The sequence below is a fragment of the Streptomyces olindensis genome, from assembly GCF_040645895.1.
In the GTDB taxonomy this organism is placed as follows: domain Bacteria; phylum Actinomycetota; class Actinomycetes; order Streptomycetales; family Streptomycetaceae; genus Streptomyces; species Streptomyces olindensis.
The window spans coordinates 24,413-48,669 of the sequence record NZ_JBEYZD010000027.1; the positions used below are offsets into that span (position 1 = coordinate 24,413).

A 24,257-nucleotide genomic window follows, 5' to 3' on the forward strand; every position below is an offset into this window, starting at 1 on the left:
CCTGCCCTCGGCCCCGCCCCCGGTCCTGCCCTCGGCCCCGCCCCCGGTCCTGCCCCCGGTGGTCCCGCTCCCGTTCCCGCCCTCCTAAGGGCATGTTCATCCCTCCCTCCTCCGCCGAAAGCTCACCGACCCCCGGTCGCCGCCCCGGAACCTGCCCGCCTTCTGGGCGGCGTCGGGGGCCTTGACCAGGCCCAGTTCGGCCGCCAGGCCCCACAGGGCCTGCTTCACCGCGCTCTTGTTCTCCAGTTCGTGGACGCGGCCCGCGTCCACGACGCTCTGCAGTTCCTTGAAGTTGGCGGGGATCGCGGTGGCCGCGACCGCCGTGCCGGTGATCCGCTGGATCAGGGGCGGCTGGATCTCCGTGCCGCGGGAGTGCCGGTTGACGACGACGGTCGTCTCCTCGGCCTTGCGGATCTGGAGCCGGTCCCACATCCGCACGGCCCGTTTGGCGCCCCGCACGGCGACCACGTCCGGGGTGGTGACCAGCAGGGCCCGGTCCGCCATCTCCACGGCCGCCGCCCCCGCCCCGCTCAGCTGGGCGCCGCAGTCGACGACGACGACCTCGTAGCGGGAGCGCAGGGCGCTGACGATCTGCCGGGCGGCGCGGTCGGTGACGTCCTCGCCGCGCTCCCCCTCGGCGGGGGCGAGCAGCAGGGCGAGGCCGGTGTCGTGGCGGAAGACCGCGTCGGCCAGGACGCGCGGGGAGATGTCGGTGATGGCGGCCAGGTCGACGACGGAGCGGCGGAACTGGACGTCCAGGTAGGAGGCGATGTCGCCGGTCTGGAGGTCCATGTCGACCAGGGCCGTGCTGCGGCCGGAGGCCTGGGCGGCCAGGGCCAGCTGGATCGCCGTCAGGGTGGCTCCGGTACCGCCCTTCGCGCCGCTGACCGTGACGACGGAGCCGCCGACGCCGGTGAACACGTCACCGCCGGCGCCCAGGTGACGCCGTACGCCCACCGACCACTGGGCGACGGCCTGGACGCGGCTGGCGAGTTCCTCATAGCTGAGCGGCAGGGCGACCAGGCCGCGGGCGCCGTAGTCCATGGCGGCCTGGAAGAGGCCGGGGCTCGCGTCGGAGGTGACGAGGATGACGCCGACGGCCGGGAAGCGCAGGGCGACCTCGCGGATCAGCTCCAGCGCGGGGACGGGACCGATCCGCTCGTGCACGACCACGACCTCGGGCAGCTCGTCCACGGACTCGGCGGCCAGGCGCGCGAGGGTGTCGATGAGCTGCGTGGAGTCGACCACCGGGGCGACCGGCTCGGCGTCCGGGAGCTGGCTGAGCAGCGTCGTGACGGACCGGACGGCGTCCGCGTCACCGACTGCCGGGAGGATCCTCGTGGGCATGCGAACCTCTCACTTGTCCTTCGCGAGTTCGTACGTCCGGTCCTGCTCCGGGACGGTGGTGTCGCCGCCGGGCGCGACGAGGGCGAGCCGGACGCGCTTGGCGAACGACTCGGCGTAGGTGATGCGCTGGGCGTCCCGGGCGGACAGCGCGAAGGTGATCGGGACGGCGTCGGTGGGCTGCTGGGTGCGGTTGCTCTCGTCGGGCTTCAGCGCGATCAGTTCGCCGACGTCGATGACCTTGGCGTTCGTCACGATGATCTTCGACTGGTCCGGGTCGCCCTCGCGCTCGCCCTCGAAGGTCGCGTAGACGTTGACCGAGGCGCCCGGGGTGATCTTGCCGGCCACGCCGGTCGCCGAGTCGATCATGATGGCGACCTCCTGCTGGCCGGGCTGGAGGGCCGGCCGGCGGACGATCATGTCGGACTGGAGGAGGGAGCCCGCCTTCAGGGTCGTGACGGCGATCTTGCCCTGGATCTCGCGCAGGTCGGTGACCGCGTTGTCCGAGAGCCACCGCTCGGGCATCTTGATCTTCTCGAACTGACTCGTGCCGAGGGTGGTGTAGGGCGGCACGTCGGACTTGAGCCGGTAGGCGGTGACCTCGGGGCCGACCTTGGACTCCACGTCACTGATGACGGACAGCACGCCGGTGAAGGCACCCAGGGCGCAGACGACCGACAGGAGCAGGAGAATCACGCCGCGGCGCTGACGGGAATTCATGAACCGTACAACCTCGTTGGGGATATCGGTCGAGCGGGACGGGAGCGGTGCTGCGGAGCGGTGGGCGGGCTCACCCGGCGGCCGTCCGGTTCTCCAGCTGCTTGAGGGGTGGGCCGTCGTGGACGGGTGGTGTGGCCGAGCAGAAGACGCAGCGGTCGCCGATGACGTCGATGCCGCACCAGTGGCAGCGGCTGCGCCGTACGGAGGTGACGAGCTGGTAGAGGACCGACAGGTCGGGCAGGTAGCTGCAGAACTCGATGAGCTTGCCGGTGCCCCACCACCCGGGCGACTCGGCCGGGAGCGGGGTCTCGCGCAGCCCCTGCACCTTCCAGGAGGGGGCGAGGGTGCCGGTGACCCAGTCGGACTGGAGCTGCCCCTTGGCGACCAGCATCCACGTGCCGAACTCGGGGCCGGACAGCTGGGCCTCGGGAGTGATGCGGACCAGCTGCGGCTCGGGGTGGGCGAGCACACCGAACTGGCTGCCGGGCACCCAGGACTTGGCGTGCGACTTCAGGCCGACCGGGACGCGGTCGAGGCGGGCGACGGAGTTGAGCAGCGCGCCGGCGTGGATGTAGTGGACGAGGAGGCGGCCGGCGGAGGCGAGGACGCCGGGGCTGATGTCACAGGAGGCGAGCTGCCGTAACTGGCGGGTCAGGACGGCCAGTCCGAGCGGCGGCAGTTCCGGGCGGAACAGGGCGATCCGGTCGGTCTCCATGAGGGAGCGCAGGGTGTGCAGCCGCCGCTGGACGGCGGTGGGCGCGGCGGCCGAGCAGACCACGATCACATGTCCGTGGTGCTCGACCAGGGCCTGCAGGTCTGCGAGCACCTGCTCCAGGGGGCGCTGCGCGACGTCCCGGAGCACCACGGCGGGCAGGGTGCGTTCGTCCTGTGGTGGCAGCGCCATGTCGGCACTGGTCACGGCAATGGCAGTTGGCACGCGCAGCTCCCCGTTTCCCCATGCCCGTCGGCGCGCCGGGGTCACTCCGGCACACCTCGTCGACTTCACTGCGTGACTACCTCAGCACTGTATCCACGGCTCTGTGACCGGAGAACAGCGTTTGTGTAGCTGAGGAGGAACTGCCGTTGCACAAGATGCGTCAAATCGGGGCAGGTTGAGCATCTTGACACCTGCGGTGGACCCTCGCTCCAGGGCGCGCGATTTGGTCTGGACCTCTTGACAGCCGCTTTGGTCTGGACCATTTTCTTGTCATGTCCAGATACAGACGATCCCTGCGGCTCTGGTCGGGTGCCGTCACGGCTGCCCTGGCCCTCACTCTCACCACCGTCGGCCAGGCGTCCGCCGCCGACGTCAACAACGCCAGGAACGCCGGTTTCGAGGCGGGCCTGAGCAACTGGACCTGCTCGGCGGGCAGCGGCACGACGGTCTCCTCCCCCGTGCACGGCGGGACGGCCGCGCTGCGGGCGACCCCGTCGGGGCAGGACAACGCGCGGTGTACTCAGACGGTGGCGGTGCGGCCGGACTCCACCTACTCCCTGGGCGCCTGGGTCCGGGGCGGCTACGCGTACCTCGGCGTCTCGGGCACGGGCACCACGGACGTGTCCACGTGGACGCCGGACTCCTCCTCCTGGAAGCAGCTGTCGACGACGTTCAGGACGGGCCCGTCGACGACGTCCGTGACCGTGTACACGCACGGCTGGTACGGGCAGGCGGCGTACTACGCGGACGACGTGTCGGTGTTCGGCCCCGACGGGGGCGGCGGCACGGACCCGGGCCCGGCGATCCCGGCGGCGCCGGCCGGCCTGAGCGTCTCGGGGACGACGTCCTCCTCGGTGTCCCTCGCCTGGAACGCCGTCTCGGGCGCCACGGGCTACACCGTCTACCGCGACGGCACGAAGGTCACGGCGGTCTCCGGCACGTCGGCGACGGTGACCGGTCTCGCGGCCTCGACGTCGTACTCCTTCCAGGTCACGGCGACGAACGCGGCAGGTGAGTCACCGAAGTCGGCGGCGGTGACGGGGACCACGAGCAAGCCGAACGGCCCGGGCCCCTCCCTTCCGAAGCACGCGGTGACCGGCTACTGGCAGAACTTCGACAACGGCGCGACGGTCCAGCGGATCTCGGACGTGCCCGCGCACTACGACATCATCGCGGTGGCCTTCGCGGACGCCACGGGCACACCGGGCGCGGTGTCCTTCACCCTCGACTCGGCCGGGCTGAACGGCTACACCGTCGACCAGTTCAAGGCCGACGTGAAGGCCAAGCAGGCGGCCGGCAAGAAGGTCATCATCTCGGTCGGCGGCGAGCGCGGCACGGTCACCGTCAACGACGCGGCCTCCGCGACGAACTTCGCGAACAGCGTCTGGTCCGTCATGCAGGAGTACGGCTTCGACGGCGTCGACATCGACCTGGAGAACGGCCTCAACGCGACGTACATGACGCAGGCCCTGCGCGCCCTGTCCGCGAAGGCGGGCCCGTCGCTGATCATCGCGATGGCGCCGCAGACCATCGACATGCAGTCGACGTCGAACTCCTACTTCCAGACGGCGCTGAACATCAAGGACATCCTCACCGTCGTCAACATGCAGTACTACAACAGCGGTTCCATGCTGGGCTGCGACGGCAAGGTCTACAGCCAGGGCACGGTCGACTTCCTGACGGCCCTGGCCTGCATCCAGCTGGAGAACGGCCTCGCCCCGTCCCAGGTCGGACTCGGCCTGCCCGCCTCCACCCGGGCGGCGGGCGGCGGCTACGTGTCGCCGACGGTGGTCAACAACGCCCTGGACTGCCTCACCAGGGCCACCAACTGCGGCAGCTTCAAGCCGCCGCGGACGTACCCGGCCCTGCGGGGTGCGATGACCTGGTCGACCAACTGGGACGCGGCGACCGGCAACGCGTGGTCCAACGCCGTGGGACCGCACGTGGACGCGCTGCCGTAGCCGCCCGCCCTCCTGGCCCCTAGAAGAACTCCCCCCACGGCTGGTCCCAGATCTGCTTCACGCACAGGATCAGGAACAGCAGCCCCGCGAGGGCGAGCATCACGTTGCTCACCGGGCCGTTGCGCCACTCGCGGGGCGTGCGGGAGGAGTTCAGGAGCCAGATCAGGGTGCCGGCGAGGAAGGGCAGGAAGGCCGCGCCGAGCACCCCGTAGATGATGATCAGGCGGAAGGGCTGGCCCTCGAAGAGCAGGATCATCGGCGGGAAGGTCAGCCAGAGCAGATACGCCCGGAAGGGCCAGGAGCGCTCGCGCTCGCCGGAGGCGACCTCCTCGCCCTTGGCCTGGCCGCGGCCCGACAGGCGGGCGACGAAGTCGGCGAACATCAGGCTCACGCCGTGCCAGACGCCGATCAGCGAGGTGAAGGACGTGGCGAAGAAGCCGATCAGGAAGAACTTCGCCGTCGCCGCGCCGTACTCCTCCTCCAGGATGTCGCCCAGCTGGATCAGGCCCTTGTCGCCGCTGGCGATGGCGACGTTCGCGGAGTGCAGCAGCTCGGCGCCGACGAACAGCATGGCGATCACGAAGATGCCGGTGGTGGCGTAGGCGACGCGGTTGTCCAGGCGCATGACCTTCATCCAGCCGGTGTCGGTCCAGCCCTTGGCGTTGACCCAGTAGCCGTACGCGGCGAGCGTGATCGTGCCGCCCACTCCGCCGATCAGACCGAGCGTGTTGAGGATCGAGTCCTTCTCGTCCGGCAGCACGGGCAGGAGCCCCGCGAAGGCGTCCGGGAGATTCGGCGTCACCCGGATCGCCAGGTACACCGTCACCACGAACATGACGCCCACCAGGACCGTCATGACCTTCTCGAACACCGCGTACTTGTTGAACCAGACGAAGACCAGCCCGACCAGACCGCAGGCGATGCCCCACCACTTGAGGTCCATCACGTCCGGGAAGAGGGCCTGCAGCGGCAGCGCGCTCGACGACATCGCCGCGGCGCCGTAGACGAAGCCCCAGACGACGACGTAGACCGCGAAGAACCCCGTCGTCCAGCGGCCGAGACTCGCCCAGCCGTCGAACAGGGTGCGGCCCGTGGACAGGTGCCAGCGGCCCGCCGCCTCGGCCAGGGAGATCTTCACCAGACAGCCGATGATCGCGGCCCACAGCAGCGTGTACCCGAAGTTGCTGCCCGCGATGAGCGTGGCGACGAGGTCACCGGCCCCCACCCCGGTCGCCGCGACGACGATCCCCGGCCCGATGTACTTCCAACTCGCCTTGCGCATGGGGGGTGGCTGGGGAGCCTGATGGTCCGTGGTGTTTCCCGTGGTGTCCGCCATGCAGGTCAAGAAAGCCCAAAGGCGCCCGCGGGACAAGAGGGCCTGACCGGATCTTCACGCGATGCCCGTAGGACACCCTGCCCGGTCAGGCCCAGCGGCAGCGTCACGGCTGTCGCCGACCGCAGCCGTCCGCCCCGCACGTGCCGAGCTCGAACCACACGGTCTTGCCCGGCCCGTCCCGGTGGCAGCCCCAGCGCTCGGCGAGGGCGTCCACCAGGAACATCCCGCGGCCGCTCTCCCCGGTGCCCGCCTGAAGCACCCGGGGCACGCCCCGCTCGGCGTCGGCGACCTCGCAGCGCAGCACGCCGTGCGCGGCGAAGAGCGTGAGCCGGAAGCGGGTCTCGGCGTGCACCAGCGCGTTGGTGGCCAGCTCGCCCACGAGCAGTTCGGCCACGTCCGCCACCTCGCCGCGTTCCGCGAGTCCCCATCCCTCCAACTGCCTGCGCACTTCCGCGCGTGCCTCGCGGACGGCGGAGGGCCGGGGTGCGTACTCGACACTCAGGTGGCCTGCTCCCAGCGGCGGTTGCGGGAACGGGCCGTACTCGGCGTCGGGGTCCGGGAGGTGGCGCCCGGAGAGTTGCAGCATGGGTCCAGGGTGCTCCCCGGGGGCGCCCCGGCGCAGGGGGAGGACTACCCGTTCCCCTACCTGCTTGTGCAGGTAGGGGGCGGTGCGGCTATGCGTACTGGAGGCGGACGGTGGCGCCCGCGGTGTCGTCGCGGACGTCCACGTACGCGCAGACCTGACGGGCGTACCAGAGCCCCGGGCTGTCGACGGGAGGCGGGACGAAGCCGGCCAGGGGGTCGTCGAGGCGGTGGGCGGAGCGCAGTTCGCAGACGCAGGCGGGCGCCTCGCCCCACAGCAGGGCGGAGCCGTCGAGCGGGGCCAGGGTCGCCGCCGTCTCCGCCACGGCCGTGGCGAACAGCTCGGCGTCGGCGGCGGGCAGGCCCCGCGCCTCGGCCCAGGTCCGCACGGCGGCGGCGTGCGGCTCCGCCAGCGGCTGCGCGCCGGCCGGGGGCAGGGGCAGCGGTACGGCGTCGAGTTCGGCCGTGAGCCGGACCGGGTCCTCGTACACGTCTGTGTCGGGGTGGGCGCGGCGGGCCGCGGCGACGACGGCGGGCCCGGCGGTGCGGGTGTCGTACGCGCACAGGGCGGTCGTGGCCATGGGCGCGAAGAGGAGGTTGGCGAGGGCCTCGTAGCGGATCCACTCGGTGGTCTCGCGGGCCGAGCGGCCGGCCCGGCCGCTCCAGACGGGCTCCATGAGGAGGTGGATCCGGCCGCCGGGCCCCGCGTGCGCGGTGAGGTAGGAGGCGGCCTGGGCGACGGCGTTGGCGGCGGAGCCGGTGTACCAGTCGGTGTGCGGGACGCAGGTGACGTCCTTGGCGTCGGCGCCGAGGACGTCCCGCAGGAGGTCGAGGTTGCGGGGGTCGGCGATGGCCACGGGCGGTGGTTCGCCGGGGGCGGCGAGGCCTTCGCCGAGGAAGGGCAGGGCGGCGGCGAGGAAGCCGTCGTCGGTGCCGAAGACGGCCATGCGGTGGTCGAAGGCGGTGCGTTGTCCGGTGGTCACGTGGTCCCCTCGGGTGGGTGCGGGTGCGGGTGCGGGTGCGGGTGCGGGTGTGGGTGCGGGCGGGTCAGCGCTGTGCCGTCACCCAGGCGGCGATCTGGCTGCGGTTGCTGAAGCCGAGCTTGCTGAGGATGCGTTCCACATGGCCTTCGGCGGTGCGGCGGGCGATCACCAGGCGGTCCGCGATCTGCTGGTTGGCGAGCCCTTCCGCGACGAGCTGGGCGACCTCCGTCTCGCGGCGGGTCAGGCGGACCGCGGTGCTCTCCTGCTCAGGGTGGTCGGCGGTGGACTCGCCGGGCTGCGGGCGGGCCGGCTCCTGGAGCGCGTGGCCGACGAGTTCGCCGAGTGCGAGTCCGCCACCCCGCCGGTGGGCCCGTTCGAACGCCTCGCGTCCCAGGGCCCGGCAGGCCTTCTCCTCGCTCTCGCGGCGGGCGGAGTTGAGGGTGTGCGCGCCCCAGCGGCCGGTGTCGATGTCGGCCCAGACGCGGTCGGCGCCGCCCAGCAGCACGGCCGCCTGCTCGTGGGCGCCGCGTTCGGCCGCGATCGACGCGAGCAGGTCGAGGGTGAGGGCCATGCCGATGACGTCGTGGACGGCGAGTTTCAGGCGCAGGGCCTCGCGGGCGTGCCGTTCGGCCCGGGGCCAGTCGCGGCGCACGCTGTGCGCGAGGGCGAGCATCCGCAGCACGTACGACCGCACCCACTGCTCGCCATGCCGCTCGCACAGCCGCAGGGCCCGCTCGCAGACCTCGACGGCCCGGTCGGCCTGGCCCAGGTAGCCCAGCGCGCAGGCGAGTTCGACCTGGTCGAGGCCGACGAGGCTCAGGTGCTGGCCGGGCACGGGGCCGCGGGCGACGGTGGCCTCGAAGTGCCTCAGCGCGCCGGGCAGGTCGTCGCCGAACAGCCGGATGACGCCGATGACGTACTCGGCGTGGGCGGCTTCGGCGGTGTCGCCCAGGGCGCGGGCGAGGGCGAGGGCGTCCGCGGCGTGGCGGCGGCCCCGGGGGAAGTCCTGGGTGGCGGCGGCGAGCAGCCCGGCGACCCACAGGCCGCGGGCCCGTTCCCGGGTCGGCCCGGGGTGGGCGGCCAGGGCACGGTCGAGCCAGTAGAGGCCCTCGCGGGGGGCGCCGCAGGCGTGCCAGTAGAACCAGAGGGCGCCGGCGAGCCGCAGCCCGGCGCGTGCCTCGCCGGGGGTGGAGAGGCTGAAGTCGAGGGCGGCGCGCAGGTTGTCCCGGTCGGCGCGCAACCGGGCGACGGCCTCCGGCTGCCCGGGCCCGAACCAGTCGCGCTCGCAGTCCTCGGCCCGCCGCAGCATCCAGTCCCGCTGCCGTCGCCGGGCGGCGCCCTCCTCCCCGGGCGTCCGCCGCAACTGCTCCAGCCCGTACTGCCGCAGGGTGTCGAGCAGCCGGTACCGGGCGCCGCCGGGCCCGGGCTCCCGGCAGAGCACGGACTTGTCCACAAGTCCGGCGAGGGCTTCCAGGACGTCGTCGGTCCGCAGGGCCGGGCCCGGGCCGGGGGTGGCGGCGGGAGGGGGCAGGGTCACGGTTCCCATGGGCACCTGCGCGTGCCGGGCAGCGGGCACGGCGGAACCGGCAGGGACCACCTGCACGGGCCGGGGCCCTCGTCCCGGGACGGCCGGGAGCGCCTGCGGGTGCCAGGCATCTTGAGCGGGCTCGGCGGAGAACGCGGCCGCGGAACCGGCCGTGAACGGGGGCGCGGAACCGGCCGTGCACGCGGCCGCGGAACCGGCCGAGCACACGCCCGCGGCACCGGCCGCGAATGGGGGCGCGAAACCGGCCCCTTCGCCCAGACCGGCCACCGACACCTGCCCGTGCCGGGTGCGCGCACCGGGGACGTCCGGGAAGGCCTGCACGGGCCAGTCCCCTTGAGCGCCACCGGCCGAGCACGCGCCCGCGACACCGGCCGCGAACGGCGGCGCGAAATCGGCCCCTTCACCCAGACCGGCCACCGACGCCTGCCCATGCCGGGTGCGCGCACCGGGGACGTCCGGGAAGGCCTGCACGGGCCAGTCCCCTTGAGCGACACCGGCCGAGCACGCGCCCGCGACACCGGCCGCGAACGGCGGCGCGAAACCGGCCCCTTCGCCCAGACCGGCCACCGACACCTGCCCGTGCCGGGTGCGCTCACCGGGGCCGTCCGGGAAGGTCTGCGCCGGGCGGTCGTCGGCGCACACCGCCTCCGCCGTTTCCAGGTCGAAGCCGCCCGCCAGGACCGACAGGCGGGCCCACACCAGTTGCTCGGGGCCGGTGCACAGGTCGTGGCTCCAGGCGACCGCGGCGCGCAGGGTCTGGTGGCGGGGCAGGGCCGCCGGACTGCCGGTGGTGAGGAAGCGGTAGCGGTCGTCGAGGCGGTCCAGGAGCTGGTCGACGTCGAGGACGCGCATGCGGACGGCGGCGAGTTCGATGGCGAGGGGGAGGCCGTCCAGGCGGTGGCAGAGGCGGGCCACCGAGGCGCGGTTGGCGGGGGTGAGGCGGAAGCCGGGGACGACGGCGGCGGCCCGGTCGGCGAAGAGCGTGAGGGCCGGGTAGCCCTCGGCGGCGGAGAGGTCGCCGTCCGGGTCGGGCACCGGCAGGGGCCGTACCTCCAGCAGGTGCTCCTCGGTGAGGCCGAGCCGGTGCCGGCTGGTGGCGAGGATCCTGACTCCCTCGGTGCCGCGCAGCAGCGCCGCGGCGAGCTGGGCGCACGCGCCCGCGAGGTGCTCGCAGTTGTCGACGACGAGGAGCAGCCGACGCTCCCGTACCTGCTCGACGAGGGCGGCCAGCGGCGGCTGGGGTGAGTGGTCGTGCAGCCCCAGGGCGTCGGCGGCGGCGAGCGGGACGAGGGCCGGGTCGTGGAGTCCGGAGAGGTGCACGAAGCGCACACCGTCCGGGAAGGCCCGCTGCACCCGGGCGGCGATGCGCGCGGCGAGCCGGGTCTTGCCGACGCCGCCCGGCCCGGTCAGCGTCACCAGTCGTGCGCGGGCCAGCAGTTCGCGGCCCTGGGTCAGTTCGCCACGCCGGTCGACGAAGCTGGTCGTCTCGGCCGGTAGGTGGTGGTCCCGTCGTGGCGCTGATCCGCCCATGATCAGCCAGTCCTCTGGGGGGTGTGGTCCGAGGATCCGGACATTCCGGCTCCCCTTGCGCGGACCCTCACTCTCTCCCGGCTACGTACATATATGCACGCTCGGGTCACACCCGCGGGTGCACTTCGGCCGCTCCCCCTCGACCGCCGCGCCGCACGCGTACACTGCACGGCCGCTTTCGCTCTTGACCTGCTCATGCCATTAGCAGAACGATGTGCGCCACCCGCACCACGTACGTCGCACGGAACAACCCCACCTCCCACAAGGAGATTTCATGCGACTTCGCATACGAGGCTCCGGTGCCCGCACCGGCAGACGCACCGCCGCCCTCGCCACCCTCCTCGCCCTCGCCCTCGCGGCGCCCCTGTCCGCGACGGCACCGGACGCCACCGCAGACAGCGTGCCCAAGGCCGCCCCGGCGGCGGACGACGTCCGGCAGTACGAGATCCACCTGCACTCGACGGCCAAGGACCGCACGGCACTGCAGCGCGCGGGCGTGACCGTCGACGAGGCACACGGTCACGGGGTCGTCGTCTCCGGCCGCGCGGACCAGATCAGGAAGCTGCGCGCCCAGGGCTACGAGGTCACCCCGCTCGGCGCGGTGCCCGACCGGTCCGCCGGCGAGGACGACGTCCGGGTCTTCGACTTCCCGTCGGCCGACTCGAAGTACCACAACTACGCGGAGATGACGAACGAGATCAACTCGATCGTCTCGGCCAACCCGTCGATCGCGAGCCAGCGCGTGATCGGCAAGTCGTACCAGGGCCGGAACATCGTCGCCATCAAGATCAGCGACAACGTCGGCAGCGACGAGTCCGAGCCGGAGGTGCTGTTCACGCACCACCAGCACGCCCGCGAGCACCTCACCGTCGAGATGGCGCTCTACCTGCTGCGCGAGCTGACCTCCGACTACGGTTCCGACTCGCGCGTCACCAGCATGGTGAACAACCGCGAGATCTGGATCGTGCCGGACATCAACCCGGACGGCGGCGAGTACGACATCGCCACCGGCTCCTACCGCTCGTGGCGCAAGAACCGGCAGCCCAACTCCGGTTCGTCGTACGTCGGCACGGACCTCAACCGCAACTGGAACTACCGCTGGGGCTGCTGCGGCGGCTCCTCGGGGTCGACGTCCTCGGACACCTACCGGGGAACCGCGGCGGAGTCCGCGCCGGAGGTGAAGGTCGTCGCCGACTTCGTGCGCAGCCGGGTCGTGGGCGGCAAGCAGCAGATCAGGGCAGGGGTCGACTTCCACACGTACAGCGAGCTGGTGCTGTGGCCGTTCGGCTACACGTACTCCGACACCACGACCGGCATGACGGCCGACGACAACGCGGCGTTCAAGGCGGTCGGGCAGAAGATGGCCGCGAGCAACGGGTACACGGCGGAGCAGTCCAGTGACCTGTACATCACGGACGGGTCGATCGACGACTACCTCTGGGGTGTGCACAAGATCTTCGGCTACACCTTCGAGATGTATCCGAGGTCCGGCGGGGGTGGGTTCTACCCGCCCGACGAGGTGATCGAGCGGGAGACCTCCCGTAACCGGGACGCGGTGCTACAACTGCTGGAGAACGCGGACTGCATGTACAGGTCCATCGGGAAGGAGACCCAGTACTGCAGCTGAGGTGCGCGGTTCCCCGCGCCCCTTACTCGGCGTTCTCGTCGAAGTAGGCGTCCAGCACCGCGTCCAACTGGGCGTCCCACTCGGCGAAACGGCTCCTGGCCGGTGCTTCGATCTCGATCGGGTACCAGCGCCGGTCAGGAGTGTGGACGGTGACGGTGTAGCGCTTGCCGAAGCGTGCCGTCTCCGTCTCCACCGCGCCGATCTCGTCCCAGCGGAACTCGCACTCCTGGTCGTCCAGGCAGAGCCGTACGCCTCTGTGGTCGGCGACTATCCGCGACCGGCGGTCGGACGCCTCGAAGACGGGACCGTCGGCCGCGGCTTCCTCCTCCGGCTCCTCCGGCTCGGGGGAGGACGCCGTGTCCTTCTCCTCCGCCTCGGGTGCGGCCTCCTCGGCCTCGGCGACCTCAGGCTCCTTCTCCGGCCCGTCCTCCTCCGTCCGGGCGGACGCGGGTGACGTGAGCCCGGGGATGAAGGCCGGGTCGAATCCGGCGCCCTCCAGGGGCTGGCTGCTCGAACCTATGCGCTGCTCCACAGCGGAGCAGTATGGTCGACAAACCTGTGCCGCACACAGTCGGCCCCAACTTCGTTATCAGACGCCTACAAGAACCGGCCGCCCCACGGGAACGGCCCGGCCGCCTACACGAACAGGCTGAGCACCGCGGCGACCACGAACCCGGCCACCGACAGCACGCTCTCCAGGACCGTCCACGTCTTGAGCGTGTCGCGTTCGCTGATGCCGAAGTACTTGGCCACCATCCAGAAGCCTCCGTCGTTGACGTGGGAGGCGAAGATGGAGCCCGCGGAGATGGCCATGATGACCAGGGCGACGAAGGCCTGGGAGTGGTCGCCCTCGGCGAGCAGGGGCGCCACGATGCCGGCCGTCGTGACGATCGCGACCGTCGCCGAGCCCTGGGCGACGCGTAGGACCACGGAGATCAGGTAGGAGAGGACGATCACCGGCAGGCCCACATCGTGGAACGTGTCCGAGAGGGCCTGGGCGACACCGCTGGCCTTGAGGACCGCGCCGAAGATACCGCCCGCGCCGACCACCAGCAGGATGTTGCCGACCGGCTTGAGGGACGCCGTGGACACCGTCTCCAGGGACTTGCGGGACCAGCCGCGGCGGATGCCCAGCAGGTAGTACGCGAGGAACAGCGCGATCGTGAGCGCCACGAACGGGTTGCCGAAGAACTCGATGACCGAACGGAGCGTGGAGGGGTCCAGGGCGATCGAGGAGAAGGTCGCGGCGAGGATGAGGACCAGCGGGGTGCCGATGATGCCGAGGACCGTGCCGAGGGAGACCGGCTGCTCACTCGGCGCCACCCCGGCGGCCCGCTGCTCGTCGACGACGGCCTGCTTGGCCTCTTCCGCCGCCTCGACCATGTCCTGCGGCACGGCGACGAAGATGCGGCGGCCGATCCACGCCGAGTACGCCCACGCGGCCACCACGGCCGGCAGACCGCAGACGACGCCCATGAGGATGACCCAGCCGAGGTCCACGTGGAGGAGGCCCGCGGCGGCGACGGGCCCGGGGTGCGGCGGCAGGAACGCGTGCGTGACGGACAGGCCCGCGAGCAGCGGCAGACAGTAGAGCAGGATCGACTTGCCCGAGCGCTTGGCGGCGGCGTAGACGATCGGGGCCAGGACGAAGATGCCCACGTCGAAGAAGACCGGGATGCCGAAGATCAGGCCCGTGAGGCCCATGGCGAGCGGGGCGCGCTTCTCGCCGAACAGGCCGAGCAGGCGACCGGCCAGCACCTCCGCGCCGCCGCTGACTTCGAGGATCGCGCCGAGCATGGTGCCCAGGCCGATGATGATCGCGACATGGCCGAGGATGCCGCCCATGCCCGACTCGATGGTGGAGACGGCGTCCGACTTCTGGACCGTGCCGAAGAGTTCGGTGACCGACAGGCCGGCCGCGAGGCCGACGGCTATGGAGACCGCGAGCAGCGCGACGAACGGCTGGAGTCTCGTCCTGATGATGAGGAAGAGCAGCAGCGCGATGCCGAGCGCGGCGGTGAGGAGGAGTCCGGCGGTGCCGTCGACGAGGAGGAGCAGTCCTCCGGTGTGGGGTGGTGTCTCGGCGGGGGCGGACGCGGCGAGCGGATGGGACATTCGGGGGTCCTCTACGTAAATGCATGCAGGTTCTGGGTAGGGGGGAGCACGGCGCGGCGCATGGAGCGGCGCCGCGCCTCGGAAAAGCGGGGTGGGGGTGGGTCAGCCGAGGACGGCCAGGGCGTCGATCTCGATGAGGAGACCCGCGGGGAGGCCGACGTAGACGGTCGTGCGCGCGGCGGGCGGCTGGGTCAGCCCCTGCTCCTCGAAGTACGCGTTGTAGATCTCGTTCATCTCGGCGAAGTGGGCCACGTCCGTCAGGTAGACGCGGATCATCATCACGTCGTCCCAGGAGGCGCCGCCCTCCTGAAGGATGGCCTTGACGTTGGCCAGGGTCTGGAGGGTCTGCTCGCGCAGGGTCGGCCCGGCGGGGGTGGGCGCCTTGCCCTCCTCGGCGGGCAGGAAGCCGACCTGGCCGGCGACCTGGAGGATGTTGCCCTTCTTCACACCGTGCGAGAACTTCGCCGGCGGCGTGGTGTGGGTCTTCGGGGTGAGCGCGGTCTTGTCCGTCATACGGTGCCCTTCACTGGTGTTCTGCCGGAGTACTCCCCGCTGATGGCGTCCGCCGTGCGGCGCACCAGCGGCAGGAGGGTGAGGAGTTCGTCGGCGGTGACGACGACGTTCGGCGCGGAGACCGACATCGCGGCGACGACCCGGCCGTCGGCGCCGCGGATGGGGGCGGCGACGCAGTTGATGGACTCCTCGTGGCCGCCGAGGTCGGTGGCCCAGCCCTGTTCGCGCACCTTCTCCAGCTCGCGCAGGAACGCGCTCGCGTGGGGCGTCGAACGGGACGTGTACAGGGGGTAGTCGAGCTTCTCCGCGACGGCCCGCCGCTCGTGCTCGGGCAGGTCGGCCAGCAGCAGCTTCGCGACCGCGGCGACGGTGATGGCGACGGGCTTGCCGATGCGGGAGTACATCCGCACCGGGTAGCGGCTCTCGACCTTGTCGATGTAGAGGACCTCGTTCTCCTCGTACACGGCGAGGTGCACGGTGTGCCCGCAGCTCTCGTTGAGGCGGACCAGGTGCGGGTGGGCGATCTCGCGGACGTCGAGGTTCTCCATCGCCTCCTGGGCGAGCGCGAAGAGGCGGGCGCCGAGGCGGTAGCGCTGGTCGGACTGGCGGTAGACCAGGCCGTGCTCGTGGAGGGTGCGCAGCAGGCGCAGGGCCGTGGACTTGTGGACGCCGAGGCGGTCGGCGACCTGCCCCAGGTCGGCGGGGCCCTCGGCGAGCAGCGGCAGGATGCTGAGCGCGCGGTCGACGGTCTGGCTCATGGCGTACGTACCTCCTCGTCGGCCCGCTGGGGGTCCTCGGTCCAGCCGGGGCCGAGTCGCAGTCTCCCCCATGCCGCGTCGTCCAGGGCGGCGAGCCGGTCGGCGTGCTCCCGGGCGGGCGGCGCGGCGAGGTCACCGGGTGCGGTGAGGGCGGCGGCGGCCATGAGGTGCCCGTGCCGCAGCCGCTCCCGGACGGGCAGTCCGCGCAGGGTGGCGGAGAGGAACCCGGCGGCGAAGGCGTCGCCCGCGCCGACGGCGGCGACGACCTCGACCCGCGGTGCGGGGACGAAGGTGACGTCCCGCTTCTCGAAGACGGTGGCTCCGGCGGCGCCCTGCTTGACGACCAGCACCTCGGGTTCGGGGAGGGCGGCGCGGACGGCTTCCGCGCTGTGCAGTCCCCAGGCCTCGTCCTGGCCCACGAACACCAGGTCCGCGCCCCGGGCGAGGTCGCGCAGCACCCGGGGTGCGTCCAGGTCGCGCCACAGGCCGGGCCGGTGGTTGACGTCGAAGGAGACCAGGGGGCGGCCGGGGCGGCGGGCGGTCAGCTCGCGCATCAGGTCCAGGCAGCTGCCGGACAGCGCGGCCGTGATCCCGGACAGGTGCAGCACCCGTCCGGCGCGCACCGCCGCAGGGTCGGGGTCCGTCACGCTCATCGCGGACGCGGCGGAGCCGGCCCGGTAGTACGCGACCTCGTGCGCGTCGTCGGCCCGGTCCCCGGCCGTGCGGAAGTAGATGCCCGTCGGGCGGTCGGGGTCGCGGCGCACGTGCGCCACGTCGACCCCGTAGCCGCCGATCGCCTCGACCAGGTGATCACCGAAGGGGTCGTCCCCGACCCGGCTGACCCACCGCACGGAGTGTCCCGCCGCCGCCAGCACGCACGCCACGTTGGACTCCGCCCCGCCGATCCCCCGGTCGAAGGAGGGGACGTCGGCGAGGCGGCCCGGCCGGGAGGGCCGGAACGTGACCATGGACTCGCCGAGCGCGACGACGTCCACGACGCCGGGGGTGTCGCAGGGTCCGGTGGGGGTCACGATGCTCGTAGCTCCTCGGCGGCTTCGGTGGGTGGCGGTTTCATTGACCGGCGGTGGCCGAGATGTTAGACAGCGTTCAGCGACATACGCAATGAAGGTTGCAAGCACTGCAACAGTGCAGATCAGGAGGCTCCATGCCAGCCGACACCGCCGCCGAGTCCCTCGCCCGGCTCGCCGCAGAGCGCGTCGACCACCGCTTCAAGGGCCTCCCCCCGGACGCCGACGGACTGACGGTCGGGGAGTTGGCGGCGCAGCGCCGGAACCTGTTCACCGGGGGCTTCGCCACCCCCGTGCTCGCGCTGTCCGCCGAGCGCCTGGAGCACAACCTGAGGCTCATGGAGACGTACGCGGCCCGGCACGGCCTGGCCTTCGCGCCGCACGGCAAGACCTCCATGGCCCCGCAGCTGTTCCAGCGGCAGATCGAGCACGGGGCGTGGGGCATCACGCTGGCGGTTCCGCACCAGGTGCGGGTGGCGCGCGCGTTCGGCACCCGGCGCGTGTTCCTCGCGAACGAACTGGTCGACGCGGCGGCCCTGCGCTGGATCGCGGCCGAGCTGGACGCCGACCCGGACTTCGCGTTCGTCTGTTACGTCGACTCCGTGCGCGGGGTCGAGCTGATGGACGCGGCCCTGCGAGGTGCCACGCGCCCCGTCGACGTCGTGGTCGAACTCGCCGCCGGCGAGGGCGCCCGGACCGGTGTCCGCACGGAGGCGGAGTGCGCGGCGGTCGCCGACGCCGTGGCCGCCACGCGGACGCTGCGGCTGGTCGGCGTCGCGGGCTACGAGGGCGAGGTGCCGAAGGCCGACCCGGAGCGGGTGACGGCCTGGCTGCGCCGGCTGGTCGCGCTCGCCGCCGACTTCGACAAGGCGGGACGCTTCACCGGCCTGGACGAGATCGTCGTCAGCGCGGGCGGCAGCGCCTGGTTCGACGCGGTCGCCGAGGTCTTCGCGGAGATCCCCGAACTCTCCCGCCCCGTCCTGAAGTTGCTCCGCTCGGGCGCCTACGTCTCGCACGACGACGGCCACTACCGCAAGCTCACCCCGTTCAACCGGGTGCCCGAGGAGGGCGCCCTGGAGCCCGCGTTCCGGCTGTGGACGCAGGTGGTGTCACGGCCCTCCGGCGAGCAGGCCTTCGTCAACGCGGGCAAGCGGGACGCGGCCTACGACCTCGACCTGCCCTTCGCGCAGGTGATCCGCCGGGACGGCACCGAGCGCCCGGCCACCGGCGTGTCGGTGACGGCCCTGTCCGACCAGCACGCCTGGCTGAGCACCACTCCGGAGGCCGATCTGGAGGTCGGCGACTGGGTCGGGCTCGGGCTGTCCCACCCGTGCACCTCGTTCGACAAGTGGCAGCTGATCCCGGTCGCGGAGGCGGACGGCACGGTCGTCGACTACGTGCGTACGTTCTTCTAGGAGGCAAGGGCGATGGAAGAGCTCGTCATCCGGGACGCGGACGTCGTCGACGGCTCGGGCGGGGACGCGTACCGGGCCGATGTGGTGGTCGACGGCGGCCGGATCGTGGGGATCGTCAAGGAGGCCGCCGCGGCCGGCTGCCAGCGGCCGAAGGCGCGCCGGGAGCTGGACGCCGAGGGGCTGGTCCTCTCCCCCGGCTTCGTCGACATGCACGCCCACAGCGACCTGGCCCTGCTGCGCGACCCCGACCACAGCGCCAAGGCCGCGCAGGGCGTGACGCTGGAGGTCATCGGCCAGGACGGCCTGTCGTACGCGCCGGTCGACGACCGCACGCTCGACGAGGTGCGCCGCGCGATCGCCGGGTGGAACGGACCCGGGGACGACATCGACTTCGACTGGCGCACGGTCGGCGAGTACCTGGACCGGCTGGACCGGGGGATCGCCGTCAACGCGGCCTACCTGATCCCGCAGGGCACGGTCCGGGCGCTCGCCGTCGGCTGGGAGGACCGCCCGGCCACCGCGCGGGAGCTGGACCGGATGCGGCAGTTGGTCGCCGAGGGCATGGAGCAGGGCGCCGTCGGCATGTCGTCGGGGCTGACGTACACGCCCGGCATGTACGCGCGGGACGCCGAACTGACCGAACTGTGCAAGGTGGTGGCGTCCTACGGCGGCTACTACTGCCCGCACCACCGCTCCTACGGCGCCGGCGCCCTGGAGGCGTACCGGGAGATGGTCGCGCTGACCCGGGAGGCGGGCTGCTCCCTCCATCTCGCCCACGCCACCATGAACTTCGGCGTGAACAAGGGCCGGGCGCCCGAGCTGCTGGCCCTGCTGGACGAGGCCCTCGCGGCCGGGGCCGACATCAGCCTCGACACGTACCCCTACACGCCCGGCTGCACCACCCTCGCGGCCATGCTGCCGAGCTGGGCGAGCGAGGGCGGACCCGAGCAGGTCCTCAAGCGGCTGGCGGACCCCGGCACGGCCGAGCGGATCCGCCACGACCTGGAGGTCACCGGCTCGGACGGCTGCCACGGCGTGCCCATCGAGTGGGACACCATCGAGATCTCGGGCGTGAACGACCCGGCCCTCGCGGACTACGTCGGCCGGACGATCGAGGAGTCGGCGGCCGTCCGGCGGGAGGACCCCTGGGTGACCGCGCGCGGCCTGCTGCTGGCCGACCGGCTGGCCCCGACGATCCTCCAGCACGTGGGCCACGAGGAGAACGTCCGGGAGATCATGCGCCACCGGGTGCACACGGGCGGCTCGGACGGCATCCTCCAGGGCGCCAAGCCGCACCCGCGCGCCTACGGCACGTTCCCGCACTACCTCGGGCACTACGTACGGGAGTTGGGGGTGCTGTCGCTGGAGGAGTGCGTCGCGCATCTGACGTCGCGTCCGGCGGCGCGGCTGAGGCTGCCGGACCGGGGGCTGGTCCGTGAGGGATACGTGGCCGACCTGGTCCTCTTCGACCCGGCGACGGTCGCGGCGGGCTCCACCTTCGAGGAGCCGCGCCGCCTCCCGACGGGCATCCCGTACGTCCTGGTCGACGGCCGGTTCGTGATCGAGGACGGCCGGCGCACGGACGTGCTGGCGGGCCGGGCGGTCCGCGGGACTCCTCCCGCGTGACCGCCCGGCCGGCACCCTGTCCCAGAACCTGCCCTACGGCTTGGGCAGGGTGCAGCCGCTCGCGCTCAGGTCGAGCTTGTTGTCGATGCCGAAGCAGGCCGGGATCCCGTAGGTCTGCTGGGCGTAGTTGATGCCCTTGCGGACGGTCACGGTGCCGTTCGCGTCGACCTCACAGGGGTTGTTCACCGTGCAGCGTTCGCCGTCCTCGTTGCCGGTGTTGTTGACGGCGACGACCTTGCCGGTGGCCTCGTCGACGACGGGCGAGCCGGACGTGCCGCCGATGGTGTTGCAGGCCGAGGTGTAGCGGACCGAGTCCTTCCAGGTCCAGTCGCCCTCCTTCAGGGTGGGCACGAACCCGTCGACGGAGCAGCTGTAGATCCGCTTCCAGTAGCCCGAGGGGATGCTGATGGCGGTGCCGGCGACCGGGTGAGCGTCGTTCAGCGTCAGCGCGTTGATGTTGTACGAGCTCTTGATCTGCGCGTACGTGGTGGTGAGCTGGTACAGCGCGACGTCCGTGTCGGTCATCGTGCCGTAGGCGAGCTTGGCGGCGCGCAGGGTCGCGACGCGCGAGCCGGAGGCGTTGAGCAGGCTGAAGGTGCGGCTGGACGCCTTGTCGACGAGGACCTCGCCGGGCCCGGGGAAGCCGGACTCCAGACAGTGGCCGTTGGTCATCACGAGCGCCGGGTCGTTGCTCTCGGAGTCCGGCATGCGGACGACGGAGCCGGAGCAGTTGCTGAGCGCGACCGTGCCGGCGAAGTTGACCGCCTTGGCCGACGGGTTGAGCCCCGTCAGCGTCTGCTCCACGGACGAGACCACGCCGGAGACGGCGGACGTGGCCGAGCCCGTGTCCGCGGCCTTGCCGACGCCCGTGGGGGCGGCTTCGGCAGCGGTCGCGGGGGCCGCGCCGGCCCCGGCTATCGCCAGGGCGAAGAACGCGGCGGCGAGAGGTTTTCTCATGGGGGGTCCCCTCTTGCGACGGAGGCGGCCGGAAATCTTCCGGCCGCCCGTGTGTTGTCATGCACATTGTGATCGTCGCAAGGCGGGCAGGGCAAGGAGTAGTTCCACAAGCGGAACCAGCGCGTCCTGCCCGACCCTACTCAACCGCCCTCACCGGCCGGTTACTTGGGCCCCTTCGTGCCGCCGGGGCCGTGGCCCGGTTTCCCCTCGGATCTGCCCGGGGGCGTCGCGGTGGTGTCGGGGGCGGAGGTCGTCGGGGTGACGGCCGGGCCGTCGGAGGCCGGGGGCGCGCTGTCCGTCGCACCGTCGGACGGAGTGCGGCTCGCGGCCTCCGGCGGGCTCGCCGCCTCCGTCGGACTCGCGGACGCGCTCGCGGACTGCTCACCGCGATCCCCCGGCCGGCCGGCGAGCGGCGCGGCGGGAGTCGAGGCCGGGTCGGTGCCCGTGGGCGCGGCCGGCGACTCCCCCGCCGTCGGGCCGCTCCGGCCGCCCTCGCCGCCCCGCGTCCCGGAGGGCGCCCCCGAGAAGGAGAACCCGGCGATCAGAGCCGCCGCCGACACGGCCCCCACGGCACCGGCGGCGACCGCCACCCGGCGCGACCGCCAGGGACTCGTCCGGCGCCGGGCACGGTGCCCCGCCCCGGACCGGCGCCCCGCCGGGACCACCGGCAGCTCGCGCGTGTCGCCCACGGCGCCTGCGGCTCCCGCGGTGTCGACGGCGCCCGTGATGTACATGGCGTGCGTCGCTCCCACGGGACCGGTGGCACCGCCACCTGTGCCGCCGGCGACGCCGCCGCCGCCCGTGGCGCCCGCGCGACCCGCGGCGTCGGCACCCGTGGCGCCCGTGGGGCTCGGACCGGTGAGGCCCGCGCCGTCGGTGAGGCGCGCGCCGCCGGTGGCACCCGGGACTCCGGCGGCTCCCGGAACTCCGGCAACTCCGGTGACTCCCATGACCCCCGTGCCCGCCGGGCCGTGCATTGCCTCGGTGAGTCCGGCGGCCCCGGTGAGCCCGGCGGCCTCGGACGACCCAGCAGCCCCGGTGAGCCCGGCGGCCCCGGAGATCCCCGTGGCCCCGGCGGCGGCCCCTGTAGCCCCCGCCTCCCCCATGACCCCCGCCGTGCCCCCCGGGCCCGGGTCGCCGTACACGTCCTGCCATCCGTGCGCCGCCGCCGGATCGGCGTACCCGTCGTACGCCGGGGGCGGGGCGGCCTGCGGCAGGTACACGTTCGGCGGCCCCTGGGGCTCGCCGCCGTTCACTCCGTCGGCGTATTCGAATGACTTGGACATGGCGGCGCATTCTAGGGACAGGAGGTACTGGTGGGACAGCGCTCGGCGATATCCACCCAAACCGCCGCGTCTCACGTGGCGGAAAACACGACCCGAGAGGCGTTACCGGGCCGTAAGCTCCCAGACATGCAGGTGATCCAGTCGACCAAGCTCGCCAACGTCTGTTACGAGATCCGGGGCCCGGTGCTCGAGGAGGCGATGCGGCTGGAAGCGGCCGGCCACCGGATCCTCAAGCTGAACACCGGCAACCCGGCGGCGTTCGGCTTCGAGTGCCCGCCCGAGATCCTGGAGGACATCCTCCGCAACGTCTCCTCGGCCCACGGCTACGGGGACGCGAAGGGCCTGCTGGCCGCGCGCCGCGCGGTCGTGATGCACAACCAGACCCTCGGCATCGAGACGGACGTCGAGCACGTCTTCATCGGCAACGGCGTCTCCGAGCTGATCGTGATGGCGATGCAGGGCCTGCTGGACGACGGCGACGAGGTCCTCGTACCCGCGCCCGACTACCCGCTGTGGACCGCCGCCGTCTCCCTGTCCGGCGGCACCGCCGTGCACTACCGCTGCGACGAGCAGGCCGACTGGATGCCCGACCTCGCCGACATCGAGCGCAAGGTCACCGACCGCACCAAGGCGATCGTGATCATCAACCCCAACAACCCGACGGGGGCCGTCTACGACGAGGCGATGATCAAGGGCCTGACCGACATCGCCCGCCGCCACAACCTGCTGGTCTGCTCGGACGAGATCTACGACAAGATCCTCTACGACGACGCCGTGCACACCCCGACCGCCAAGGTCGCCCCGGACCTGCTCACCCTCACCTTCAACGGCATGTCGAAGGCCTACCGGGTGGCCGGCTACCGGGTGGGCTGGATGTCGATCTCCGGGCCGCGCGCGCACGCCGACTCCTACATCGAGGGCCTGACGATCCTGGCGAACATGCGCCTGTGCGCGAACATGCCGGGACAGCACGGCGTGGTCGCCGCGCTCAGCGGGCGGCAGACGATCAACGACCTGGTGCTGCCGGGCGGGCGGCTGCGCGAGCAGCGGGACGTGGCCTACGAGCTGCTCACCCAGATCCCGGGCGTGACATGCGTGAAGCCCAAGGGGGCGCTGTACCTCTTCCCGCGCCTCGACCCCAAGGTCTTCAAGATCAAGGACGACCGCCGCATGGTCCTGGACCTGCTCCGGCGCGAGAAGATCATGGTCGTGCAGGGCACGGGCTTCAACTGGCCGGAGCCGGACCACTTCCGGGTGGTGACGCTGCCGACGGTCGGGGATCTGCGCGACGCGGTGGGGCGGATCGGGCACTTCCTGGACGGCTACAGCCAGCCCTGACCGGGCCACCCCCTCACCCTATGTGTGCATGCGGTCCGGTTTTGTGAACAACTCAACTTTAGACGAAATCTAAGCTAGGATGGTTTCCTGCAAGCGTTCAGGAGGCCCTCCCATGTACGAACCGATCCGCACCAAGTCGGTCCACAGCACGGTGGACGGCCCCAACCCGGACTTCCCCCACCGTTCCCGCGAGGAAGAGCTGGACATCCAGCTCGCGGGTCATCTCGCCGCGCTGCTCACCGTCACGGACGAGCTGCGCGCGGCGGACGGCTCGGCCGACCTGGACACCGCGGCGGAGCGGCTCGCGGAGCAGGTGCGCCGACTGCGCGGCGGGCGCGTGCTGGCCCGTGCGCCCATGAGCGGCAGCCGGCGCGAGAAGAGCGCCGCGGCCCTGCACCGGCGGGCGCACGCCCTGGCGGGCCGCGCGCTGGTCGTCGCCGCCTCCCGTGCCGACACGGCGGCCGCGATCCTGGCCGCCGAGCGGATGGACGCGCACACGGCGGCTCTCGAGCCGCGCCCCCTCGCGTCCCGCTGAGCCCCAAGGGGCTCCCCTGACGGCCCCGGTCCGCGCGCACCCGCAGCGACGCGCGGACCGGGCGCCACAATCCCCTTCGTGAGGGCTCGCGGGTACCCGCGCCCGGAGCCCGTCATTCCT

At 72.3% G+C, this 24,257-nt stretch carries 20 protein-coding genes; 6 read left to right on the forward strand and 14 right to left on the reverse strand.

The annotated features are described in order from the left end of the window. Positions 1-96: 96 nt before the first annotated feature. The 3 genes from ABZ948_RS19225 to ABZ948_RS19235 form a co-directional block, all read right to left on the reverse strand. Complete coding sequence (locus ABZ948_RS19225; RefSeq protein ID WP_359761023.1) at positions 97-1,347, reverse strand: CpaE/TadZ family protein; 1,251 nt, start codon at positions 1,345-1,347, stop codon at positions 97-99. 9 nt (positions 1,348-1,356) lie between these two features. Next, positions 1,357-2,064: a Flp pilus assembly protein CpaB gene (cpaB, locus tag ABZ948_RS19230; RefSeq protein WP_359761024.1), complete on the reverse strand. Its 708-nt coding sequence runs from the start codon at positions 2,062-2,064 to the stop codon at positions 1,357-1,359. A 70-nt stretch (positions 2,065-2,134) separates the two neighbouring features. After that, positions 2,135-2,968, reverse strand: coding sequence for a hypothetical protein (locus ABZ948_RS19235; protein WP_359761127.1), 834 nt, complete (start codon positions 2,966-2,968; stop codon positions 2,135-2,137). Between the two features lie 305 nt (positions 2,969-3,273). On the opposite strand from ABZ948_RS19235, the gene ABZ948_RS19240 reads away from it, so the two are divergent. Beyond that, complete coding sequence (locus tag ABZ948_RS19240; RefSeq protein WP_359761025.1) at positions 3,274-4,962, forward strand: chitinase; 1,689 nt, start codon at positions 3,274-3,276, stop codon at positions 4,960-4,962. 19 nt (positions 4,963-4,981) lie between these two features. On the opposite strand, the gene ABZ948_RS19245 is transcribed toward ABZ948_RS19240, so the two are convergent. The 4 genes from ABZ948_RS19245 to ABZ948_RS19260 form a co-directional block, all read right to left on the reverse strand. After that, positions 4,982-6,298 carry an Nramp family divalent metal transporter gene (locus ABZ948_RS19245; protein ID WP_359761027.1) on the reverse strand — a complete coding sequence of 439 codons (1,317 nt, stop codon included), beginning with the start codon at positions 6,296-6,298 and terminating at the stop codon, positions 4,982-4,984. A gap of 103 nt (positions 6,299-6,401) precedes the next feature. Further along, a complete protein-coding gene (locus ABZ948_RS19250; RefSeq protein WP_359761029.1) occupies positions 6,402-6,884 on the reverse strand; it encodes an ATP-binding protein in 483 nt (160 codons plus the stop codon). Between the two features lie 88 nt (positions 6,885-6,972). Next, positions 6,973-7,863 carry an anti-sigma factor RsbA family regulatory protein gene (locus ABZ948_RS19255; RefSeq protein ID WP_359761031.1) on the reverse strand — a complete coding sequence of 297 codons (891 nt, stop codon included), beginning with the start codon at positions 7,861-7,863 and terminating at the stop codon, positions 6,973-6,975. Between the two features lie 64 nt (positions 7,864-7,927). Next, positions 7,928-10,939, reverse strand: a complete 3,012-nt coding sequence (locus ABZ948_RS19260) for a LuxR C-terminal-related transcriptional regulator (protein ID WP_359761032.1) — start codon at positions 10,937-10,939, stop codon at positions 7,928-7,930. A gap of 274 nt (positions 10,940-11,213) precedes the next feature. On the opposite strand from ABZ948_RS19260, the gene ABZ948_RS19265 reads away from it, so the two are divergent. Continuing rightward, positions 11,214-12,566, forward strand: coding sequence for a M14 family metallopeptidase (locus tag ABZ948_RS19265; RefSeq protein ID WP_359761034.1), 1,353 nt, complete (start codon positions 11,214-11,216; stop codon positions 12,564-12,566). A 22-nt stretch (positions 12,567-12,588) separates the two neighbouring features. On the opposite strand, the gene ABZ948_RS19270 is transcribed toward ABZ948_RS19265, so the two are convergent. From ABZ948_RS19270 to ABZ948_RS19290, 5 genes are all read right to left on the reverse strand, one after another. After that, positions 12,589-13,098 (reverse strand): hypothetical protein, encoded by a 510-nt coding sequence (locus tag ABZ948_RS19270; RefSeq protein ID WP_359761036.1) that lies wholly within the window; start codon positions 13,096-13,098, stop codon positions 12,589-12,591. Between the two features lie 104 nt (positions 13,099-13,202). Then, positions 13,203-14,681, reverse strand: coding sequence for a GntP family permease (locus tag ABZ948_RS19275; protein WP_359761038.1), 1,479 nt, complete (start codon positions 14,679-14,681; stop codon positions 13,203-13,205). 102 nt (positions 14,682-14,783) lie between these two features. After that, entirely contained in the window at positions 14,784-15,194 is a 411-nt protein-coding gene (locus ABZ948_RS19280) for a RidA family protein (RefSeq protein ID WP_359761039.1), read from the reverse strand. After that, positions 15,191-15,952 carry an IclR family transcriptional regulator gene (locus tag ABZ948_RS19285; RefSeq protein ID WP_359761041.1) on the reverse strand — a complete coding sequence of 254 codons (762 nt, stop codon included), beginning with the start codon at positions 15,950-15,952 and terminating at the stop codon, positions 15,191-15,193. Before ABZ948_RS19285 ends, ABZ948_RS19280 begins: the two co-directional genes overlap by 4 nt. Beyond that, on the reverse strand, positions 15,949-16,983 hold the full coding sequence (locus ABZ948_RS19290) for a sugar kinase (RefSeq protein ID WP_359761043.1): 1,035 nt from the start codon (positions 16,981-16,983) through the stop codon (positions 15,949-15,951). Before ABZ948_RS19290 ends, ABZ948_RS19285 begins: the two co-directional genes overlap by 4 nt. Positions 16,984-17,117: 134 nt before the next feature. Between ABZ948_RS19290 and ABZ948_RS19295 the strand changes: the two genes are divergently transcribed. Together ABZ948_RS19295 and ABZ948_RS19300 are read left to right on the forward strand one after the other, a co-directional pair. Beyond that, positions 17,118-18,395, forward strand: coding sequence for an amino acid deaminase (locus ABZ948_RS19295; protein ID WP_359761045.1), 1,278 nt, complete (start codon positions 17,118-17,120; stop codon positions 18,393-18,395). Between the two features lie 12 nt (positions 18,396-18,407). Next, positions 18,408-20,021, forward strand: a complete 1,614-nt coding sequence (locus ABZ948_RS19300; RefSeq protein ID WP_359761047.1) for an N-acyl-D-amino-acid deacylase family protein — start codon at positions 18,408-18,410, stop codon at positions 20,019-20,021. Between the two features lie 33 nt (positions 20,022-20,054). Here ABZ948_RS19300 and ABZ948_RS19305 read toward each other — a convergent pair whose 3' ends face one another. Further along, entirely contained in the window at positions 20,055-20,978 is a 924-nt protein-coding gene (locus tag ABZ948_RS19305) for a S1 family peptidase (protein ID WP_359761049.1), read from the reverse strand. A gap of 161 nt (positions 20,979-21,139) precedes the next feature. After that, on the reverse strand, positions 21,140-22,264 hold the full coding sequence (locus tag ABZ948_RS19310; protein ID WP_359761051.1) for a hypothetical protein: 1,125 nt from the start codon (positions 22,262-22,264) through the stop codon (positions 21,140-21,142). Positions 22,265-22,390: 126 nt separating this feature from the next. Here ABZ948_RS19310 and ABZ948_RS19315 point away from each other — a divergent pair, with 126 nt between their 5' ends. Both ABZ948_RS19315 and ABZ948_RS19320 read left to right on the forward strand, forming a co-directional pair. After that, positions 22,391-23,602: a pyridoxal phosphate-dependent aminotransferase gene (locus ABZ948_RS19315; protein ID WP_359761053.1), complete on the forward strand. Its 1,212-nt coding sequence runs from the start codon at positions 22,391-22,393 to the stop codon at positions 23,600-23,602. A 112-nt stretch (positions 23,603-23,714) separates the two neighbouring features. Beyond that, on the forward strand, positions 23,715-24,137 hold the full coding sequence (locus ABZ948_RS19320; protein ID WP_359761055.1) for an SCO4983 family protein: 423 nt from the start codon (positions 23,715-23,717) through the stop codon (positions 24,135-24,137). Positions 24,138-24,257 lie beyond the last annotated feature (120 nt).

Bases quoted from the DNA above. Each gene is read 5' to 3' on its own strand.
- ABZ948_RS19295 (WP_359761045.1), top strand. From the start codon at position 17,118: ATGCCAGCCGACACCGCCGCCGAGTCCCTCGCCCGGCTCGCCGCAGAG.
- ABZ948_RS19275 (WP_359761038.1), bottom strand. From the start codon at position 14,681: ATGTCCCATCCGCTCGCCGCGTCCGCCCCCGCCGAGACACCACCCCAC.
- ABZ948_RS19305 (WP_359761049.1), bottom strand. From the start codon at position 20,978: ATGAGAAAACCTCTCGCCGCCGCGTTCTTCGCCCTGGCGATAGCCGGG.
- ABZ948_RS19250 (WP_359761029.1), bottom strand. From the start codon at position 6,884: ATGCTGCAACTCTCCGGGCGCCACCTCCCGGACCCCGACGCCGAGTAC.
- ABZ948_RS19265 (WP_359761034.1), top strand. From the start codon at position 11,214: ATGCGACTTCGCATACGAGGCTCCGGTGCCCGCACCGGCAGACGCACC.
- ABZ948_RS19235 (WP_359761127.1), bottom strand. From the start codon at position 2,968: ATGGCGCTGCCACCACAGGACGAACGCACCCTGCCCGCCGTGGTGCTC.
- ABZ948_RS19245 (WP_359761027.1), bottom strand. From the start codon at position 6,298: ATGGCGGACACCACGGGAAACACCACGGACCATCAGGCTCCCCAGCCA.
- ABZ948_RS19280 (WP_359761039.1), bottom strand. From the start codon at position 15,194: ATGACGGACAAGACCGCGCTCACCCCGAAGACCCACACCACGCCGCCG.
- ABZ948_RS19285 (WP_359761041.1), bottom strand. From the start codon at position 15,952: ATGAGCCAGACCGTCGACCGCGCGCTCAGCATCCTGCCGCTGCTCGCC.
- cpaB (WP_359761024.1), bottom strand. From the start codon at position 2,064: ATGAATTCCCGTCAGCGCCGCGGCGTGATTCTCCTGCTCCTGTCGGTC.
- ABZ948_RS19300 (WP_359761047.1), top strand. From the start codon at position 18,408: ATGGAAGAGCTCGTCATCCGGGACGCGGACGTCGTCGACGGCTCGGGC.
- ABZ948_RS19320 (WP_359761055.1), top strand. From the start codon at position 23,715: ATGTACGAACCGATCCGCACCAAGTCGGTCCACAGCACGGTGGACGGC.
- ABZ948_RS19225 (WP_359761023.1), bottom strand. From the start codon at position 1,347: ATGCCCACGAGGATCCTCCCGGCAGTCGGTGACGCGGACGCCGTCCGG.
- ABZ948_RS19240 (WP_359761025.1), top strand. From the start codon at position 3,274: ATGTCCAGATACAGACGATCCCTGCGGCTCTGGTCGGGTGCCGTCACG.
- ABZ948_RS19315 (WP_359761053.1), top strand. From the start codon at position 22,391: ATGCAGGTGATCCAGTCGACCAAGCTCGCCAACGTCTGTTACGAGATC.
- ABZ948_RS19260 (WP_359761032.1), bottom strand. From the start codon at position 10,939: ATGGGCGGATCAGCGCCACGACGGGACCACCACCTACCGGCCGAGACG.
- ABZ948_RS19310 (WP_359761051.1), bottom strand. From the start codon at position 22,264: ATGTCCAAGTCATTCGAATACGCCGACGGAGTGAACGGCGGCGAGCCC.